Raw genomic sequence first — 16305 nt, forward strand, 5'->3', positions numbered from 1 at the left:
TGAATCAGTCCAGTAAGAAGGTTTTACACAAAAAAACAAGAACTGATATTCATCATAGGACAGTTTCTTCTAAGAAGAAGATGGTGATTTGCTAGTCTATAAGAAATAACGAAAATACAAACAGTTTAGATCATATTTTAGAGATTCTAATAGACTGAGATCTGTAGTAGACACGGAGAAAAGAACATACATACCCATTAAACACCATCATTTCTGTATAGATTTCGTTGTAGACTTTCTAGACCAACAATCATCTCTAGAATGTAACCAAAATAAAAACCCTAACTAGTTTACGAGATCCAAATTGAGAATATCGTACTAGTTTGGGTTTTTAATTAAGGCTGTATTCGCATAGATTGTTGCTTATCTAAAAACTAAGTTACGGATTTTCCCCATGATACAAGGTTGTTCTCTCTATAAAGTGATTTCTAGCTTCCTTGGTATTTCAAAAACGATTTAACTGAATGTTATTTTATTCTTTTTATCTCTCATCTATATTAATTGAATAGGTTTCAAACCATACATGAATTTGTGCAAGGTGAGCAAGAAGCTGTGGACCTGACATTAACTGACCGAACCAAGGGACCTGGAATGCTCGCCCTTCTGTCTCAATAATATCGTTTAGCTTTTGTTCATTTAATAATTCATGTAAGATTGAATCCTTTTGACTAACAAGTGATGATAACCAATTTTTCACAAGTCTTGTATATTCAGGATTATGCGTTTTAGGATAAGGACTTTTTTTACGATAAAGCACTTCATTTGGTAGGATTCCTTCAAGTGCTTTTCGCAAAATACCTTTTTCTCGATTTCCGTGCATCTTCATCTCCCACGGAATATTCCACACATATTCAACTAGTCGGTGATCAGCGAATGGTACACGTACCTCTAAGCTCGCCCCCATACTCATACGATCTTTGCGATCTAATAAGTTGGTCATAAACCAATGCATATTTAAGTAAAACAACTGTCTCCTTTGCGTTTCTAGCTCTGATTCACCATCAAGAATCGGAGTCTCATTAACCGTATCTTGATATCTTGCCTGCACATATTCATCTAGCTTTAATTTATCCTGCCACTGTGGCTTTAAGAGACTGATCCGTTCATCTGTTGATCTCATCCACGGAAAGGCAGTGCTAGCCAAATCCTCAGGACGGTGAAACCATGGATAGCCTCCAAAGATTTCATCCGCACATTCCCCAGATAATCCTACAACGAAGTCCTTCTTAATCTCACGGCAAAACCAAAGTAACGAGGAATCAACATCGGCCATTCCTGGTAAATCACGGACAGAGGTTGCTTCAATTAAATGATCTACTAGCTCTTGCTGGGTTATCACACTGCGATGATGATTCGTATTAAATTCTTCACTCATTTTTTGAATCCACGGACCATCTGAGTTTGGTTGAAATTCATTTGCTTTAAAATATTTTTCGTTATCTTCATAATCAATGGAGTACGTATGAAGCTGACCTTTCCCTTCCTTCTGATAATGCTCTGCAGCGATTGCTGTAATCGCACTGGAATCGACCCCACCAGATAAGAAGGTACATAATGGAACATCTGATACAAGCTGTCTCGTAACAGCATCCTTAAATAAATAGCGAACATTTTCTGCTGTTTCTTCAAGTGAATCTTCATGCTGTTTGCTTTCTACATCCCAATAGCGCCATTTCTTTAAACCTGATTTTGTATACGTCATTGCATGTGCTGGTCTTAACTCATCTATTCCTTTAAATACGCCTACTCCAGGTGTTCTTGATGGTCCAACTCCAAAAATTTCAGAGAGTCCATTTTTATCTAAAACAGCTGATACAGATGGATGTGCAAGAATTGCCTTTAGCTCTGACCCAAAAAGAAGCGAGCCATTTTCTTCTTTAAAGAATAATGGCTTTACACCTAAACGGTCTCTTCCAATGAATAGCTTTTCTTTTTTTGCGTCCCAAACAGCAAAAGCAAAGATACCATTTAAATGATGTACACACTCCTCTTCCCATTCCATATATGAATGCAACAGCACCTCAGTATCAGAATGCCCTTTAAAAGTATATCCTCTTGAAAGAAGCTCTTTTCGTATATCTTCAGTATTATACAGCTCACCATTGTAACAAATTGTATACGTATTCTCGTCTTTTGTTCGGGTCATTGGTTGAACACCGCCAGTAGGATCGACTACAACTAAGCGTTTATGCCCAAATAACACATGATTATCCGCCCAAATATTCGTATCATCAGGACCTCTTTTTGCTAAGGTTTCGGCCATTTTTGTAATGGTTGTTTGTTTAGATTTAATTGTTTGTTTGAAATCTACCCAGCCTGTAATTCCACACATTTCTTCATCATCCCCTAGTTAAAAGTATGCGTTCCTACACAGTAACCCTCATCTATCTTTCTATTAGCTTTAGGCATTGTATGCCCAGCTTTTCTAAATGTTGTGTTGTCCACAGAAACTTTCCATGCATAAAACCATGTAATTTTGTCAAAAACGATGGTAAACCCAATTTTACATATTCAGTTCTGGAGGTAAAAGCAGCATGAGTCGCTACAAACGTATGGATCTTTTGTTAAAACAAAAACGTTCCTACATTACTGGTTTTGTTGATATTACAAATAACCAGTATGTCATTTATGATGATATGAACGATGAACTACATTTATTAGAGGAAATTAATGAGACACGCCTTGAAATTCTTAGCCCTAATGGATGGAAGTCTGGAAAATGGCTGGGTCTTGGAAAGGTAAAAACAGATATGGGCATGTTTTCATTAAACAGTGGAGACACTGTTCGTATGAGAAAAAAACTCCCACTTGCTTTAGATGAGATGTTAAAGGAGCTTCCAGATGACACCTTTCTAAAGCTCATTAAACAATTAAACGCACTGTCCTTTTCTCCATTTGATTGTATTTATTCCTACAACCAGCTTATATTTATGGGGAACCAAGTACATAAAAAAGGGGTCTCCTTTTATCAATTCGATAATGAGGATTCAATCTGTGCGATTCAACATCATTTTGCACGTGGAGTGCACTCGTCAGATCGCATTGAGATGACAACTAGCCTAGGAGAGAGACGTCTTTTGACTTGCTTCTATTAGGCATTCTTACGATTCGACAGTAGCAAAGCGCAAGCATCTTATTGAGAGGCTTTGGCCTTCTGTCGAGGTGAATAGGTCCTAACATTTTTTTGCACGCTAGCAAAAAAAAACGTAAAAAAGAGGCCACTATTTTAGAATGCATCTAAAATAGTGGCCTCTTTCGATAGAAATTAATACATACTCCAAAGACCTAATGGAAGTCTAACTCCTAATAAAATCGTTACGATTAAGACAACGATAAATTGAATCCAGAATACTCTCGTTGGCTTTCCTTTTTTCGAACGAACAAGTACCATTTCCATTGCGCCAATTGTCCAAATTCCAAGAACAATTTTTGCAATGTATTCAGCGCTTAATTGAGAAACACCTGTAACAACAACAATACCTGTAATAACAATTAACACATAAACTAAACGTAATACCATGTGGACAATTTTAAACGGCTTTTCTTTTCCTGACTTAAAAAGTGAAAAAGCAACGAAGAAAAGAATAATGCCTAAAGCCCAAGACGTAATGTGTGCATGTACCATCTAATTTCCTCCTTCAATCTTTCGAACAACCCTTATTTTAGCATGATTCTGAAAAAAACTTAATGTATGTGATGCAAATTGAAAGAGGCTTGTGTCTATTTTTTGAAATAAATCCTTTGGTATCTATCTTTCATCCTTCATCTTCCATAGGGCAACAAGTAAAAAGCTAGCACCAAATCCAAACAAAGCAAGGGCATTACCCAATACTGCCTCTACACCTAAACCTCGTACTAATAGATCCTGATAACCGTTCAGCGCCCATGCATGAGGAGTAATGAGAGCTATTTGCTGCATAACATCTGGCATGATAAATAAAGGAACCATTGTCCCGCCTAAAGCAGCCAACGTGAGAGCAAGTAAAACCGACCAGCCAGATATTTGCGAATCTGTTTTAAATAACGCTGCAATCAACATACCTAAGCAAGAACTAGCCCAGACAAGAGTTAAGGATACTAACGCTAAACCTAGGAAGGAAGTGCCTAGTGACATATCAAATACATAATGACCGAAAGCAAATAGCACGACAACTTGAGCTAGGCCTATAAAGTAATTAGGGAGCATCTTCCCAATAAATAACTGCCAACGTGCTATCGGAGCAGATAGGACACGTCTAAACGTCCCGTCATTTCTTTCATTCAAAAAAGATCTTCCAGCAAACATAATAATGAAAAAAGCATACATCACAGTATAGCCTGGTACATTTTGCTGAAATGCATCAGGTCGGGTCCACTCTTCTTTTCCAGATGCCGAGGAAGAATCAATTGTAATACTCGGTTGATCAAAAGAGGCTTGTGCTGAACCAATTAACTCTTCTTTCATCTCTGTTAAATCTGGTATACTACCTTCCTCCTCTACAGTTGTAGAAGCAGGTATGTCTTTATTCTCAGTGTTTAATTGACTAAGTAAGCTAGCCATTTGCCTTTCGTATGCTTCTCCTACTTTTTGAATCTCTTCTTCCATTGAATCATTTATTTTCACAATTTGCTGATCAACCATTCTTGACACAATATATTCTATCTCGTAGGCTCTGGCAACTCCTTCAATAGCCTTTCCAATGATGGAGCTCATATTAGCTTGTGCAGGGTCTTCGTATGAAAGCAACTCTATTTTTTCACCGTTCCTCATATTGGTCCCGAAATCTTTAGGAATGACTAAAGCATATGCATACTCCCCATTACTTACTTGCTTTATCACTTCATCAGCCTGCTCTAAAGAAATCACCTCAATGCCTTCTGTTTCCTCAAGTAACGTAACAAACGTCTTAGATTGATCGGTCTGGTCATCATCAACTATTGGCAAAGTAATAACGTCATCTCCACCACCATTAAAGACCGGCATTAATGCAAAGCTCATGACTGTTATGAGCATTAACGGTAGCAAAAACAACACAACGATTGCTCCTGGATCCTTGAGCATAATTCGTAAATCCTTTTTAGCAATTGCCCACCATTGCATAGTATATGAACTCCTTTTCTGCTGTTAATCTCTTAATTTCTTCCCAGTTTTATATAAAAATAGCGTTTCTAAAGAGGGATTCATGATGTTTGTAATCGTTGCCTCAAACTGACTAGATTTAAACCATTCTAAAAGCTTGGCAACGTTATCGTTCATATCCTCTACAACTAACTCAAAATGTGTACCTGTTCTACGGATATTCTTACAGAACGACCTTGTTTTCAATCCTTCTTCAATGAAATCAGCCTCAGTACTATTTACTGTTGAAAGTTCAATGACTCCACCATGAACCTGTGCAACTAGCTCTTCCACTGTTCCAAGAGAAATGATTTTTCCATCATCAATGATAGCGACTCGATCACAAAGCTTAGTCGCTTCTTCCATATAATGAGTCGTATAGATGATGGTCATGCCGTTTTCTTTTAGCATGTTCACTAATTCAAAAATCTGATTCCTAGATTGCGGATCAATTCCTACTGTTGGTTCATCCATAAACACAACAAGAGGGTCATGGAGTAATGCAGCGGCAATATTAATTCTTCGTTTCATTCCACCCGAATAATTTTTAATTGGTTCTTTAGCTCGATCAGCTAGACCTACTAGGTGAAGAAGTTGATTAACCTTCTCTTTCGCCTTTTTACCTTTTATACCATATAGCTCGCCAAAAAAAGTTAAATTATCTATAGCACTAAGCATAGGATACAGCGCGATATCCTGTGGCACTATTCCTACAGCCTTTTTGACCTCCAGTTGATTCTGTACAATATTTAAACCATTAATAGATATTTCTCCACTTGTTGGGTATATCTGGGAGGTCATCATGGAGATCGTGGTTGTTTTACCTGCCCCATTTGGTCCTAATAGTCCAAAAACTTCCCCTTCTTTAATAGCTAGATTGAAGTCCTTTACAACTTGATGGTTCCCAAACGACTTGTTTACATTTTTACACTTAATCATCGTCATAATGTGACCTAGAGCCTCCAATTAGAGTCATCTTGACTTTATGTGATTCACGTTGAAAGATGTTCATGCATATGGTAGCAGTTCATAGGATTGGATACATTCACTTCTAGTAGTATATGTGGATTTTTCTATGGAGTGTGGTTGAATAGTATGAATATGTGGTGTTTCACTTATAAAGCTATCATACTAAGATTCTCTGGTAAAGAAAGAGTCAAGTTAAAAAGTGAAAAATTTGAATAATCGAGTTTTCAATTAGGTGAATCAATTTCATACATGCTTATCTTAAAGAAACACAGATCTACTATGATGAACGGATTTCACTTAATAACGACCTAGTAAAGAGATTAAAGAACAATATCGTATTAATACCATGTTACATCAGCAGCAAGTTGCTGACATCATATCCTACTACTTATAGGTCAACCAGGGAGGTGCTAAGAATTCAATTTATAAATGCATTCAGGTAATAATTGATTTAGTTTCTCGAACTACCTTTAACTCGTACTTTCTCTCGTTAGCTCGAGAGCTGTCTTATGATGCTTTCAATTGTCCAATGACATTCTTAACGATTGATTACTCTTTAACATGTAAAACAAAATCGGCATAAAAGCTTTGATCTAAATATACCTCATAACGCCAGATCCCACTTTTAGGAAGTACAGAAGTAACTGGATAACGATCTAAACTTGTATAACCCGGTGATGCTTCATTAATCGTTTCAGGAGCTTGCACTGTTATTTTTTCACTTGTTTGCTTATGATAAGCGTATATAGATAATTGTTTCCCTTTAAATGCTTCAAAGGATTCTGTGAAATGTAAGACAGCTCCAAAAGGATGTTCTGCAGATAGCACTGGATCTGGGTAAACAGTTAATAAGACTTTACCATCCCTTACAAATTGATTTCTAATTTCCCACTTTTCAAGGGTATCTTTTTTGCTCACCTGTTCATCTTCTTGATTCATTGAACAGGCTAATAGCGAAAATACTGAAATGATTACAATACATAGTACGAATATTTTTTTCATCTAATCCCCTCCCATTCTGTTTTTAATGTAGACGTAAACTAGGTTAAAAGGTTTCGTCATTTTAAGAGCTAGATTGTTGAACGGTTGGCAGCAGGAAGCGGACCGTAAAAAAAGAAGCTAATCACGATAGATTAACTCCTACATTTGTTCTCCTATTACATTTTTTAATGTTCCAATACCGTCAATTTCAATTTCAACAGTATCCCCTGGCTTTAAAAATCTTGGGGGTTTAAAGCCTTTCCCAACACCCGATGGCGTTCCTGTTGCAATAATATCACCAGGTTCTAGCGTGGTACCTTGAGAAATGGTTGAAATGATATGTTCAATTGAAAAAATCATATCTTTTGTATGGCCATCTTGTCTAAGCTCTTCATTTACCCGGGTTTTAACAGATAGAGTATATGGATCAGGAATGGCTGATTTATGCACAAGATAAGGTCCTATTGGACATGAAGTATCTAAGCTTTTCCCTAATAAAAATTGCTTATGCTGTGATTGAAGATTTCTTGCTGTTATATCGTTAAGGATTGTATATCCAAATACATAGTCCAATGCATCTGCTTCACTAATACGTTTCCCTGTTTTACCGATAATGACAGCAAGCTCTCCTTCATAATCCAGCTCGTTTGTAATATGGAGATGAGGATCAATGGTTTCCAAATGACCAATCACTGATGTAGGAGCCTTTGAAAATAACATCACATGACTTGGGATATCTGCTTCACTTCCCATTTCAATTGCGTGTTCACGATAATTTTTCCCCACACAAAAGATATTTTTCGTAGGTTTTTTAATTGGAGCAAGAATTTTGACTTCTTCTAGTGGATAAAGATATCCTTCAGAGCCATCTATTTTTATTTTATCTACAATTTGCTGAACATCTTGTATGAACTTATCTCCTAATGCTACACACTCAAATAAAGTAGCTGGAAAAGAGGTTAGCTCAAAAATTTCCTTTTCAGCCTTATGTAAATCAATCACTTTGTTTTCATATAAAATACCGATAAATTCTTCAGAATGTATTTGTGCCGTGACAAACTTCATATGAAGCCTCCTTCTTTTTACGAACGCTTTTATAGGTTATCCTATAGCTTTTTATCTTATCAGTTGAACTTTAACAATATACTCTCCGTTTTAAATTTTAGTCATTTTCTACACCATTGTTCTCTAAAAAACTCTCGAATCTTAGATATGCACTATAAACTAGTATTATGTATCCAGTATGAGTCGCTCTCTGCTTAATTACTTCTAGGACTTCACTGGTAAATAATGACTATAATTCCCTTCTATTTCTTACAACTTATTCTGTACTTCATTTTACAACCTTTTTCAAAAATGTTCAAAACTAGAGAGAAAAGATAAAAATGTAGAATTATGTATCTTTATTTGTTATTTTAGCGAATATGAGTTTTTCTTTAAAATCCATTGTATACTAGTCTTGTTTTTATTTTTTGGCTGTTTTCATTTAAATTGCGCTTGTGATGAATTTGAATAATGACTATTTCACTAGTAAATTGATAGTAATTAGTCAAATAAAAGAAAAGTGCCTGATATTCTGTCCGTAGTTGTCGATGTGTTTAGGGCCAATAACAAACTCCAGCATATTAGTATGATTAACCTCCCACTACTTTACGAGAAAGAGGATTACAAATGATTAATGAAATTGAACAAAAAAGGAAACATTTAATCAAAACGGCAAAAATTCATGGAATGAACTCTCATGAAACAATACAATGTAGCCAAGAATTAGACGTATTATTGCTTCAACAAATAAAAAAAACAAACGACAAATATATTCAAGCTAAAGAACTTTCTGCTTGCCGTTAATAAAAATTAAAGTCCTGCAGTTTCAACATCGTGGTTTTACTCCTTCATTTATACACTCGTTCACACTTCATGCTATTCACCATCAAAGAAAGAACCTGGTAAAGCCACTCTTCTAGCTTACTTCTTCCGCGAATATCACACATTTTCTGTTCCCTGTCATAAACTACCTTAAAAGCAATTAACCAAATTTAAAAAGGATGTTTAACATGCCAGCTATTGTAGGAGCTTTTAAGGTAAATAGCGTTGGAACCAGTAGCATTGTCCATGTTGGAGATGTTATAACAATCTCTCCTTATAGTGAAGTAAAAACATTCGCAGGTGCAGGCTCATTTAACACTGGTGATGGACTTAATATATACAACCAGAACTCTGTTACAAATACGTACGATAATGATGTCATTGACCAGCCTATCTCAGGAAATCTTTAATTGAATCATCAAGGAGGGTGTACAATGAATTTTTATATTAATCAAACCATTTGTATTAATTATCTACGAGTAGGCGCTGTGAATAATTCCTCTGTCTTACAAATCGGAAGTGCTGGAATGATCAAACCTCTCACTAATTTATATAATACGGGTGGATTTACTCAAGCCGCTCCACAGATTGAAACAGAAACTCCTACAGGCGTTGTTACTGGCGAAACGGAAGGAATTCTTGTCCCACTTTCTTCGCCAACAGCTTAGCATTAGGCATTCACCTATTTTTGCTTCTTAGCATATATCATAGGTAACAGCTAATGTAGATAAAGGTGGGTGTTAAAGAAGATGTACAATAACGAGACGATGAAATACTTACAGCAGCTCCATCAATATGTCCAACATCAGGATGAAAAGATCAAACAATTAACAACATTCATTCAGGAGCTACGTTCCGAAATAGAGCGTTTAAAAACTCAACCTGTAACTAATATTGAAAAAATTGAATATAAATTCGACCAACTAAAGGTTGAACAATTAGATGGCACTTTAAACATTGGCTTAAATCCTACCGATCCCGAACAAATTGACAATTTTGATGTGCAGCAAAAAGGAATGAATGTGAATGGAATTCACCAGCAGCTTCGCCAACAGCTTTTCACACAATGTAGTCAAGATATGAAACACTTTTTAAACAATGAATGTGTACACATGATTCAACAGGCCGAAAAGCAGCATGGAGTCAGCTTAGATGACCCTCATCGAAAACATATTATTGAAGATATACGCAAGCAAATAGACAGTCGCATCCAATATTACATCAACGGTCAAGTATTAACTGAGCAAGATTCCTTACTTGAGAAAAAACAAGAAGTAATGTCAAAGGTACAGCATGACGTCGAGAAATCAATCATGCATTTCCTGACCCATCTTCCTAAAAATAGCAACTGAAAGGGAGGAAAAAAATGAACTTCACGGTTGTAAACCATGATCTGCAAGTTGGAGCAATCAAAGTGGTGGGTGTCTCCAGTTCTTCCGTTTTTTTAGTTGGGGATACAAACACAATTTCTCTTTCCTCTGTATTTGATACACCACCTGAATCATTAATTATTGGTCCATTAGTACCATTGGCTCCACAATGATTAGTCGATATTCACAAGTTACATCTGCTTATGTAAATTCAATTGGGATTAGCTCTGTTTTTCATATTGGGGATTCACAACAAGTAACACCTTCAGTAAAGGTCCTTGCCATTCAACGGGAGGAAGAAAGATATTATGAATCAGAGGGAGATCTCTCAAACTATCCAATCTTCTCTGAAGAAATACCAAAGCCAATCAATTACGAAAAGCTGACCACAAATTTTTTCCACGAAAAACCTAAAATCAATGTTTCATCGATTCATGTCACCGCCATTTCAAGTTCAGGGGTATTCCATATTGGATCGACAAGAGATATCATGTGTGAAACACGCACAAAGCATTTTCGCCAGTTAAAAGATTTAAATGGATAACTTATAACTTATTCATGAACAAAGCAAAATTCACCCGCATAGACTGGAGTACTAGCAAATAAAAAAGGATGTTTTATATGCCAGCTATTGTAGGACCTATAAAGATTAACAGTGTTGGTGGAGGAGTCGTCAATTTTGGGGATTCATTTTATTTATCACCGAAAAGCCAATCAAAATCCGCTTCAGGCTCAGGTGGAGGAAGCACAGGTGATTTTCATATTATCAACAACGGAGTAAGTGCAACGAATTTAATTGATCCAGATGTAACAGATCAAAACATGGTTGCGAATAATTAATAAATGACCTAGGAGCAAAAGGGCGATGTTACGTGCTTTACATGAGCCCCTGACTTACTTTACAACTAGTCAGACTTCTGGAGCTAGCTATCAAAATGCTTATCCACAAGCAGGCCAGTTTATCGTTTCCTAAGCAAGAACTATACTCAGATAAAAGAGGATGATTCGACTATTTTGCGAATCATCCTCCTTTGTTTATTTTCTTCCTTTTTGCTTTCGTTCGTTCGATTTTCGTATCGACACAAGCTTACTCGACGGTTGCTTTCTAATCCACTTCACAAAGCTTCTTAGTTTGTCATCTGTCCTCAATTCTTCTATTGTAGACAGCCTGCTAGCAAGCTCTTCATTCGTATAAAGTGCATGTACTTGTTTATGACAAGGAATACAAAGCTTTGCAGTTGGCATAAAGGTCCCACCCATTTCCTTCGGTGTTAAGTGGTGGATGGTTGTCTCAACTTCTTCCCTCCCACAAAGCTCACACTGCCCAATTTCTTTTTTCGCCATATACTCAATCCCTTTTAAATGACTATAGAGATTCTAAATGAACGGTTGTTCCTTTCCCAGATGGTTCTGCTGGATTGACGATTAATTTCCTTGGTAACCTAGCACGAAGCTCTTGAACGTGGCTAATGACACCGACTGAAAGGTTCTGTGCTTGTAGCTTTTCAAGCGCAGTTATGACGGTATCTAGCAACTCAATATCCAATGTTCCAAATCCTTCATCCAAGAAGAAGAATTGAAGTGGGTACTCTCCTCGCAATTGGATTTGTGTTGATAAGGAAAGGGCTAACGCTAATGAGGTTAAGAAGGTTTCTCCTCCAGATAAGGTTGAAACAGGTCTCCTTACTCCCCCGTTCGCGTCGTCTCGCATGGTAAACCCACCTTGAGAGTCTACTTCTATCGCATATCTGCCTCTTGTTAAAATACTCAATCGTTCGGAAGCATCACGACTTACTTGTTGAAGCTGCTCCTGTGCAACATACTCTACAAAGCTGTTTCCTTTAAATACAGATTGAAGTTTTTCTAAATGCTGAAGTAATGTACTTAGCTCTTTTTGTTCCACTTCAATCTCTGAGAATCGGATATGCTTTGATAAAAGCTCTTCTACCACCCTAGCAGCTGCACCCTTTGCTTCAACCGCTTCGTTCACCATCTTCTGCATCTCAAGTCTTATTTGTTGCATAGATGACCATTCTTCAAGTGTAACCTTTCTACCCGCTAGCTTTTCAGTTACACGCTGTAAATCAGTAGTAAGCTGTTTTAGTTTGTCCTCATATTCTTCAATTTTATTCTTAAGCTCCTGTTTACCTGTAGAAGATAAAATGGAAGCCAACGTTTCTTCAACTGATTGAAAAGATGTGTCCTCTTTAACCATATTCCACTTTTGATTGGCCTCAGATAAAGTTCCTGTTGCTCTTTCAAACGTCTTTTCGGCTGCAGCCAAGTCACTTTGCTTTTTCTGAAGCTTCATAGAAGTTTGTTGCCATAAGTCATATAGCTCCTTTTCTGTATCAACTAAGCGTCTTAGCGTTGCTTCCGTTTCTTGGATTTCTTGATGAAAGGGATTTTTCAATCCTGCTTGCTTCAGCTTTTCCTGCTTTTCATTTACCATTGCTTTACGATTGGAAATGGTCGTGTCAATTTCTATTTGTTCTTCTATTAATTTTTGTGCTAGCTTTTCTTGTGTTTTCACCATTTCCTGTTGTTCTTCTATAAACATGACACTTTTTTGAATGCGTTCGTTTAACAGTTCAAACGACTCATCCTTTTGTCTCATTTCTTGTTGCAATTGTTCAAGCTGAGCAAATGGTAGATGAGGGAAAAGCTCGGAATACGTTTGCTTCACTTCCACTAACTTAGTCTCAATCTTACGTTGTTTTTCCTCCCACTCTTTTTCTTCACCTGCTGTAGATGAAATAAAATCTTCTTTTCTTTGAGTTTCCTGCCTTAGCTGCCTTAGCTGTTTGACCAATCGTTCGGTCGTTGTTTTTGCTTGAAGAAAATCTTGATTTAGTGCTTTAAATTCCGTATGAAATACGTCAAAGCCTTGACGAATGGTAGGATCCTTTACGCCTGACAGAAGTCCGTTCCTTTCACTTTGTTCCTTAGAAACAAATTCATGTAAGAATGAAAACTCTGAAACAAGCTGCTGTGATAAAGCTTCAGCTTTTACTTTTAACGATTGAGGCTCATATTGAATGCTTTGTAATGTTTCAAGCTCTTGTTTAAGTTGCTTAGTGATTTCGTCTGATTCAGGTCTGTTTTGATCATGTTTTTGAGCGATGTCTGGATGATGAGTTGACCCACACACCGGACATGGTGCACCTTCTTGAAGCTGATTCACTAGCTCAAAGGCTAGTTCCTTTGCTTTCACTTCTTCTTGTTTTGTGAGCTCATCCTCCACACGTTTTTTACACATCTGCAGAAAGTGATTGTACTCATTTTCTCTTTCAGAAATAACAAAAAACAATTGTGTTAAACTTTCATACTCTTCTCTCAGCTTAACTTGAACGTCTGTGAGTTGTTTTTGAAGAACCTTTTGTTGATTCTTTTCTACTTCAAGTACATTCTGTTTATTTCTCACAACTTCACTTACTTCATCAAGCTGCTGGTTTATTTGTACTACTTGCTGTTTTAAATCAGAAGCAGAGCTAATTTGTTCACGCTCTTTTGTTGTAACAACCATCTTTTTCTGCTCTTCTTTTAAGTCTTGTTGCTTACTCAATGCTTTTTCTACTAATTGTGTTGCTTTTACTAAAAGTTCTTCACTTGCTTGATGCCGTTCTTTTAATTTATTGTTATTTTCTGTAAGTTGAGCCAGTTGCTTTTTATCTTGAAGAAGCTCCTGTTCCACTTTTTCCAACTGAACAAGCTTTTCACGTTTAGCTACTAGCTTCGGCTCCTCTTCGGACTTTTCCTTACGAATCGCTTCATATGCTTTTGTCGTTTCATCATATTGTTTCTTTATATGATGAAACGTCGCTTCATTATCATGAAGCTGTTGTTTTGCGTCACGATAATCTGATTGACTTCTTTGCAAAGCTTCTGCATAGGGACGTAAAAATTCAGCTTCCTCTGCTCTCTTCAACTCAACCCTTAGACGTTTGATATCAGCCTCGTTTAATAGTAGAACTCGCTTATCCTTTTCGATGTTTTCCTGCTCTTGCTGAAGCTTCCATACTTCTTGCTTTTCTTCGAACTCTTTTGTTACCTGTTCTAGTTCTTTTGTTCGTTTTTCTAAAAGGTTTTCTGCTTGTTCAACATCGGATTCTGCTGCTTTAACAGCTTCTTTTGAGGCATCTCCTAAACCAGTTTTTTCCGCTTCAAGTTCATTGTGTTTAGCTTTTGCTAATGTTAAACGTTTTTTCAGTTTTTTTAGCATCTTATCTCCGTATTGTTCAAGATGGAATAAGCGCTGAAGCATTTGTCTTCTCTCCGCACCTTTTAATGATAAAAACTCCGCAAATTTACCTTGAGGAAGAACAACGGCACGTGTGAAATCATCAATTGTTAACCCTAACAACCCATACACTTTCTCATTAACCTCAACAGCCTTGTCAGCTAAAACAACATGTTCAGTTGAAACCTCTATCAACCGACAAATGGAGGTTTTCACCTTAATCTCGTCAGTACGTTTAAAGGTCCGTTCCACAATGTATCTTTTTTTTGCTGAAGCATTTTCAAGCTCAAAAGTGAACGATACAGTCAGCTTTTCTTCGGCATGATTTAAAATACCGTGAGTGTTGTTCATAGCACGTTCAACTTTTCCATATAAGGCTAGCGTCATCGCATCTAAAATGGAGGATTTCCCACTTCCAGTAGGACCGAAAATACCAAAGATACCTCCGTCACAAAGAGAATCAAAGTCAATGGTTTGCTTTTCTCTAAAGCTATGCAAACCAGCTACTGATAACTGAATGGGCTTCATTGGTCATCTCCCTCCTCAGATTCATCCTCTTGATTCACAAGCTCTAAGAATAGCTTAATTAGTTCATCCTCAGGCTTTGCACCACCTGTTTGTTTTTCATAAAACTGGGTAAAAAGCTGGTCAATCGGTACATTCGCTTGTCTTGTTGCTGCAACTTCTAGCTCTTGCTCAAAAACAGGTCGAATATGAATAAAACCAGGATGCCATTTTCTCAGACGATGAATTTCTTCAATAGAAAGAGTCGACGTTAAATGAATTTGCAAATCAATCCACGCATTGGCATCCTTCCCCTCATCAAGCCATTGATGGACTTGAGTTATCCCTTCTGTCGCTTTCCATTTCACAAGCGGTTTTCCAGAAGAAAGAGGGATTTCTCTTATTTCAACTGGTTGATTTGGCTGTGCTTCAATAATAGTAACGGATTTTGTATAGCCAATTTCTGAAAAGCTGTACGCAAGTGGTGATCCAGAATAGCGAGTTAAGGTGCTTGCACGTTTTATAGTTTGCGGACGATGTAAGTGACCTAGCGCTACGTATTGAGCGGCTTCGGGCATACTAGTTGCTGCCACTGTGTATGCCCCACCAACTTCAATTGGTCGTTCTGAATCAGTTGAGCTTCCACCCGCTACATGAATGTGGCTCATCGCTATATTTACAGTATCCTTTTGAAATTGTTCACTCATCTTCCCAAAAATTTCACGGATCTTTTCATCATATTTATTTCTAAGCTGAACTTCTTCATGTTCTGCTGATAGGATTTGTTCAAGTCTAGCTTCAGAAGGATAAGCTAGTGCTGCCACTTGCATTTTTTGCCCGGCTTTTGGAACATCAATTTTTATCGTATCCATCAATGGATAGCCGATTAAATGGATAGCATGATTACCTGTTAATGGTGAGGCTGCGGATAATCGATCTGGGTTATCATGATTGCCTGCTATCACAATGATTGGGCGCCTTCCATGATCAGATAGCCTTGAAAGTCCTTCGTAGAATAGCTGCTCAGCTGCAGCAGGCGGATTGACCGTATCAAATGCATCTCCAGCCATCAGGATGGCATCAATTTGTTCTTCTTCTACAATTTTCACAAGCTCGTCTATAAATTCTGCTTGCTCTACCAATCGGCTTCGACCTTCTAATGATCGTCCTAGATGCCAATCAGCTGTATGCAATATGCGCATCAACATCGACTTCCTTTCTAGTTATTTACTATTCTATAAGAGCAAGAAAGGAAGTTCACACCTCTCATCCGTCTG

General features: G+C 37.3%; 17 protein-coding genes. 8 read left to right on the forward strand and 9 right to left on the reverse strand.

Annotated elements, in window-relative coordinates:
* Positions 1 to 481: 481 nt before the first annotated feature.
* On the reverse strand, positions 482 to 2332 hold the full coding sequence (gene asnB, locus A9C19_RS15415) for an asparagine synthase (glutamine-hydrolyzing) (protein WP_072580762.1): 1851 nt from the start codon (positions 2330 to 2332) through the stop codon (positions 482 to 484).
* A 202-nt stretch (positions 2333 to 2534) separates the two neighbouring features.
* On the opposite strand from asnB, the gene A9C19_RS15420 reads away from it, so the two are divergent.
* The gene (locus A9C19_RS15420) at positions 2535 to 3095 is read left to right on the forward strand and encodes a DUF2777 family protein (RefSeq protein ID WP_072580763.1); all 561 of its coding nucleotides are present in this window, start codon (positions 2535 to 2537) and stop codon (positions 3093 to 3095) included.
* A 170-nt stretch (positions 3096 to 3265) separates the two neighbouring features.
* On the opposite strand, the gene A9C19_RS15425 is transcribed toward A9C19_RS15420, so the two are convergent.
* The 5 genes from A9C19_RS15425 to A9C19_RS15445 all read right to left on the reverse strand — a co-directional run bounded on the left by A9C19_RS15425 (position 3266) and on the right by A9C19_RS15445 (position 8113).
* Entirely contained in the window at positions 3266 to 3625 is a 360-nt protein-coding gene (locus tag A9C19_RS15425; RefSeq protein WP_072580764.1) for a YisL family protein, read from the reverse strand.
* A 123-nt stretch (positions 3626 to 3748) separates the two neighbouring features.
* Entirely contained in the window at positions 3749 to 5080 is a 1332-nt protein-coding gene (locus A9C19_RS15430; protein WP_072580765.1) for an ABC transporter permease, read from the reverse strand.
* 24 nt (positions 5081 to 5104) lie between these two features.
* Positions 5105 to 6043, reverse strand: a complete 939-nt coding sequence (locus tag A9C19_RS15435; RefSeq protein WP_233499190.1) for an ABC transporter ATP-binding protein — start codon at positions 6041 to 6043, stop codon at positions 5105 to 5107.
* A gap of 573 nt (positions 6044 to 6616) precedes the next feature.
* Positions 6617 to 7069, reverse strand: a complete 453-nt coding sequence (locus A9C19_RS15440) for a hypothetical protein (protein WP_072580766.1) — start codon at positions 7067 to 7069, stop codon at positions 6617 to 6619.
* 138 nt (positions 7070 to 7207) lie between these two features.
* Complete coding sequence (locus A9C19_RS15445) at positions 7208 to 8113, reverse strand: fumarylacetoacetate hydrolase family protein (protein ID WP_072580767.1); 906 nt, start codon at positions 8111 to 8113, stop codon at positions 7208 to 7210.
* Between the two features lie 606 nt (positions 8114 to 8719).
* Between A9C19_RS15445 and A9C19_RS15450 the strand changes: the two genes are divergently transcribed.
* From A9C19_RS15450 to A9C19_RS15480, 7 genes are all read left to right on the forward strand, one after another.
* A complete protein-coding gene (locus A9C19_RS15450; RefSeq protein WP_072580768.1) occupies positions 8720 to 8896 on the forward strand; it encodes an aspartyl-phosphate phosphatase Spo0E family protein in 177 nt (58 codons plus the stop codon).
* A gap of 206 nt (positions 8897 to 9102) precedes the next feature.
* Entirely contained in the window at positions 9103 to 9324 is a 222-nt protein-coding gene (locus A9C19_RS15455) for a spore germination protein (RefSeq protein WP_072580769.1), read from the forward strand.
* Positions 9325 to 9348: 24 nt separating this feature from the next.
* Positions 9349 to 9582, forward strand: coding sequence for a spore germination protein GerPB (locus A9C19_RS15460; protein WP_072580770.1), 234 nt, complete (start codon positions 9349 to 9351; stop codon positions 9580 to 9582).
* Positions 9583 to 9663: 81 nt separating this feature from the next.
* Positions 9664 to 10266, forward strand: a complete 603-nt coding sequence (gene gerPC / locus A9C19_RS15465) for a spore germination protein GerPC (protein ID WP_072580771.1) — start codon at positions 9664 to 9666, stop codon at positions 10264 to 10266.
* Between the two features lie 14 nt (positions 10267 to 10280).
* Positions 10281 to 10457, forward strand: a complete 177-nt coding sequence (locus A9C19_RS15470) for a spore gernimation protein GerPD (protein ID WP_072580772.1) — start codon at positions 10281 to 10283, stop codon at positions 10455 to 10457.
* Positions 10454 to 10828: a spore germination protein GerPE gene (locus A9C19_RS15475; RefSeq protein WP_072580773.1), complete on the forward strand. Its 375-nt coding sequence runs from the start codon at positions 10454 to 10456 to the stop codon at positions 10826 to 10828. Before A9C19_RS15470 ends, A9C19_RS15475 begins: the two co-directional genes overlap by 4 nt.
* Before the next feature lie 77 nt (positions 10829 to 10905).
* Complete coding sequence (locus tag A9C19_RS15480; protein WP_072580774.1) at positions 10906 to 11124, forward strand: spore germination protein; 219 nt, start codon at positions 10906 to 10908, stop codon at positions 11122 to 11124.
* 195 nt (positions 11125 to 11319) lie between these two features.
* Here the strand turns inward: A9C19_RS15480 and A9C19_RS15485 are convergent, their stop codons facing one another.
* From A9C19_RS15485 to A9C19_RS15495, 3 genes are read right to left on the reverse strand one after another with little or no spacing between them, the layout of a single operon-like run.
* Positions 11320 to 11628 (reverse strand): HNH endonuclease, encoded by a 309-nt coding sequence (locus A9C19_RS15485; protein ID WP_072580775.1) that lies wholly within the window; start codon positions 11626 to 11628, stop codon positions 11320 to 11322.
* A 22-nt stretch (positions 11629 to 11650) separates the two neighbouring features.
* Complete coding sequence (locus A9C19_RS15490; RefSeq protein WP_072580776.1) at positions 11651 to 15052, reverse strand: AAA family ATPase; 3402 nt, start codon at positions 15050 to 15052, stop codon at positions 11651 to 11653.
* Entirely contained in the window at positions 15049 to 16230 is a 1182-nt protein-coding gene (locus A9C19_RS15495) for a metallophosphoesterase family protein (RefSeq protein WP_072580777.1), read from the reverse strand. The genes A9C19_RS15490 and A9C19_RS15495 overlap by 4 nt, the downstream gene beginning before the upstream one ends.
* Between the last annotated feature and the right edge of the window lie 75 nt (positions 16231 to 16305).

Source organism: Bacillus weihaiensis (genome assembly GCF_001889165.1).
GTDB lineage: Bacteria > Bacillota > Bacilli > Bacillales > Bacillaceae > Metabacillus > Metabacillus weihaiensis.

Coding starts and splice junctions, on each gene's coding strand:
- asnB (WP_072580762.1), bottom strand. CDS start 2,332: ATGTGTGGAATTACAGGCTGGGTAGATTTCAAACAAACAATTAAATCT.
- A9C19_RS15420 (WP_072580763.1), top strand. CDS start 2,535: ATGAGTCGCTACAAACGTATGGATCTTTTGTTAAAACAAAAACGTTCC.
- A9C19_RS15425 (WP_072580764.1), bottom strand. CDS start 3,625: ATGGTACATGCACACATTACGTCTTGGGCTTTAGGCATTATTCTTTTC.
- A9C19_RS15430 (WP_072580765.1), bottom strand. CDS start 5,080: ATGCAATGGTGGGCAATTGCTAAAAAGGATTTACGAATTATGCTCAAG.
- A9C19_RS15435 (WP_233499190.1), bottom strand. CDS start 6,043: ATGACGATGATTAAGTGTAAAAATGTAAACAAGTCGTTTGGGAACCAT.
- A9C19_RS15440 (WP_072580766.1), bottom strand. CDS start 7,069: ATGAAAAAAATATTCGTACTATGTATTGTAATCATTTCAGTATTTTCG.
- A9C19_RS15445 (WP_072580767.1), bottom strand. CDS start 8,113: ATGAAGTTTGTCACGGCACAAATACATTCTGAAGAATTTATCGGTATT.
- A9C19_RS15450 (WP_072580768.1), top strand. CDS start 8,720: ATGATTAATGAAATTGAACAAAAAAGGAAACATTTAATCAAAACGGCA.
- A9C19_RS15455 (WP_072580769.1), top strand. CDS start 9,103: ATGCCAGCTATTGTAGGAGCTTTTAAGGTAAATAGCGTTGGAACCAGT.
- A9C19_RS15460 (WP_072580770.1), top strand. CDS start 9,349: ATGAATTTTTATATTAATCAAACCATTTGTATTAATTATCTACGAGTA.
- gerPC (WP_072580771.1), top strand. CDS start 9,664: ATGTACAATAACGAGACGATGAAATACTTACAGCAGCTCCATCAATAT.
- A9C19_RS15470 (WP_072580772.1), top strand. CDS start 10,281: ATGAACTTCACGGTTGTAAACCATGATCTGCAAGTTGGAGCAATCAAA.
- A9C19_RS15475 (WP_072580773.1), top strand. CDS start 10,454: ATGATTAGTCGATATTCACAAGTTACATCTGCTTATGTAAATTCAATT.
- A9C19_RS15480 (WP_072580774.1), top strand. CDS start 10,906: ATGCCAGCTATTGTAGGACCTATAAAGATTAACAGTGTTGGTGGAGGA.
- A9C19_RS15485 (WP_072580775.1), bottom strand. CDS start 11,628: ATGGCGAAAAAAGAAATTGGGCAGTGTGAGCTTTGTGGGAGGGAAGAA.
- A9C19_RS15490 (WP_072580776.1), bottom strand. CDS start 15,052: ATGAAGCCCATTCAGTTATCAGTAGCTGGTTTGCATAGCTTTAGAGAA.
- A9C19_RS15495 (WP_072580777.1), bottom strand. CDS start 16,230: ATGCGCATATTGCATACAGCTGATTGGCATCTAGGACGATCATTAGAA.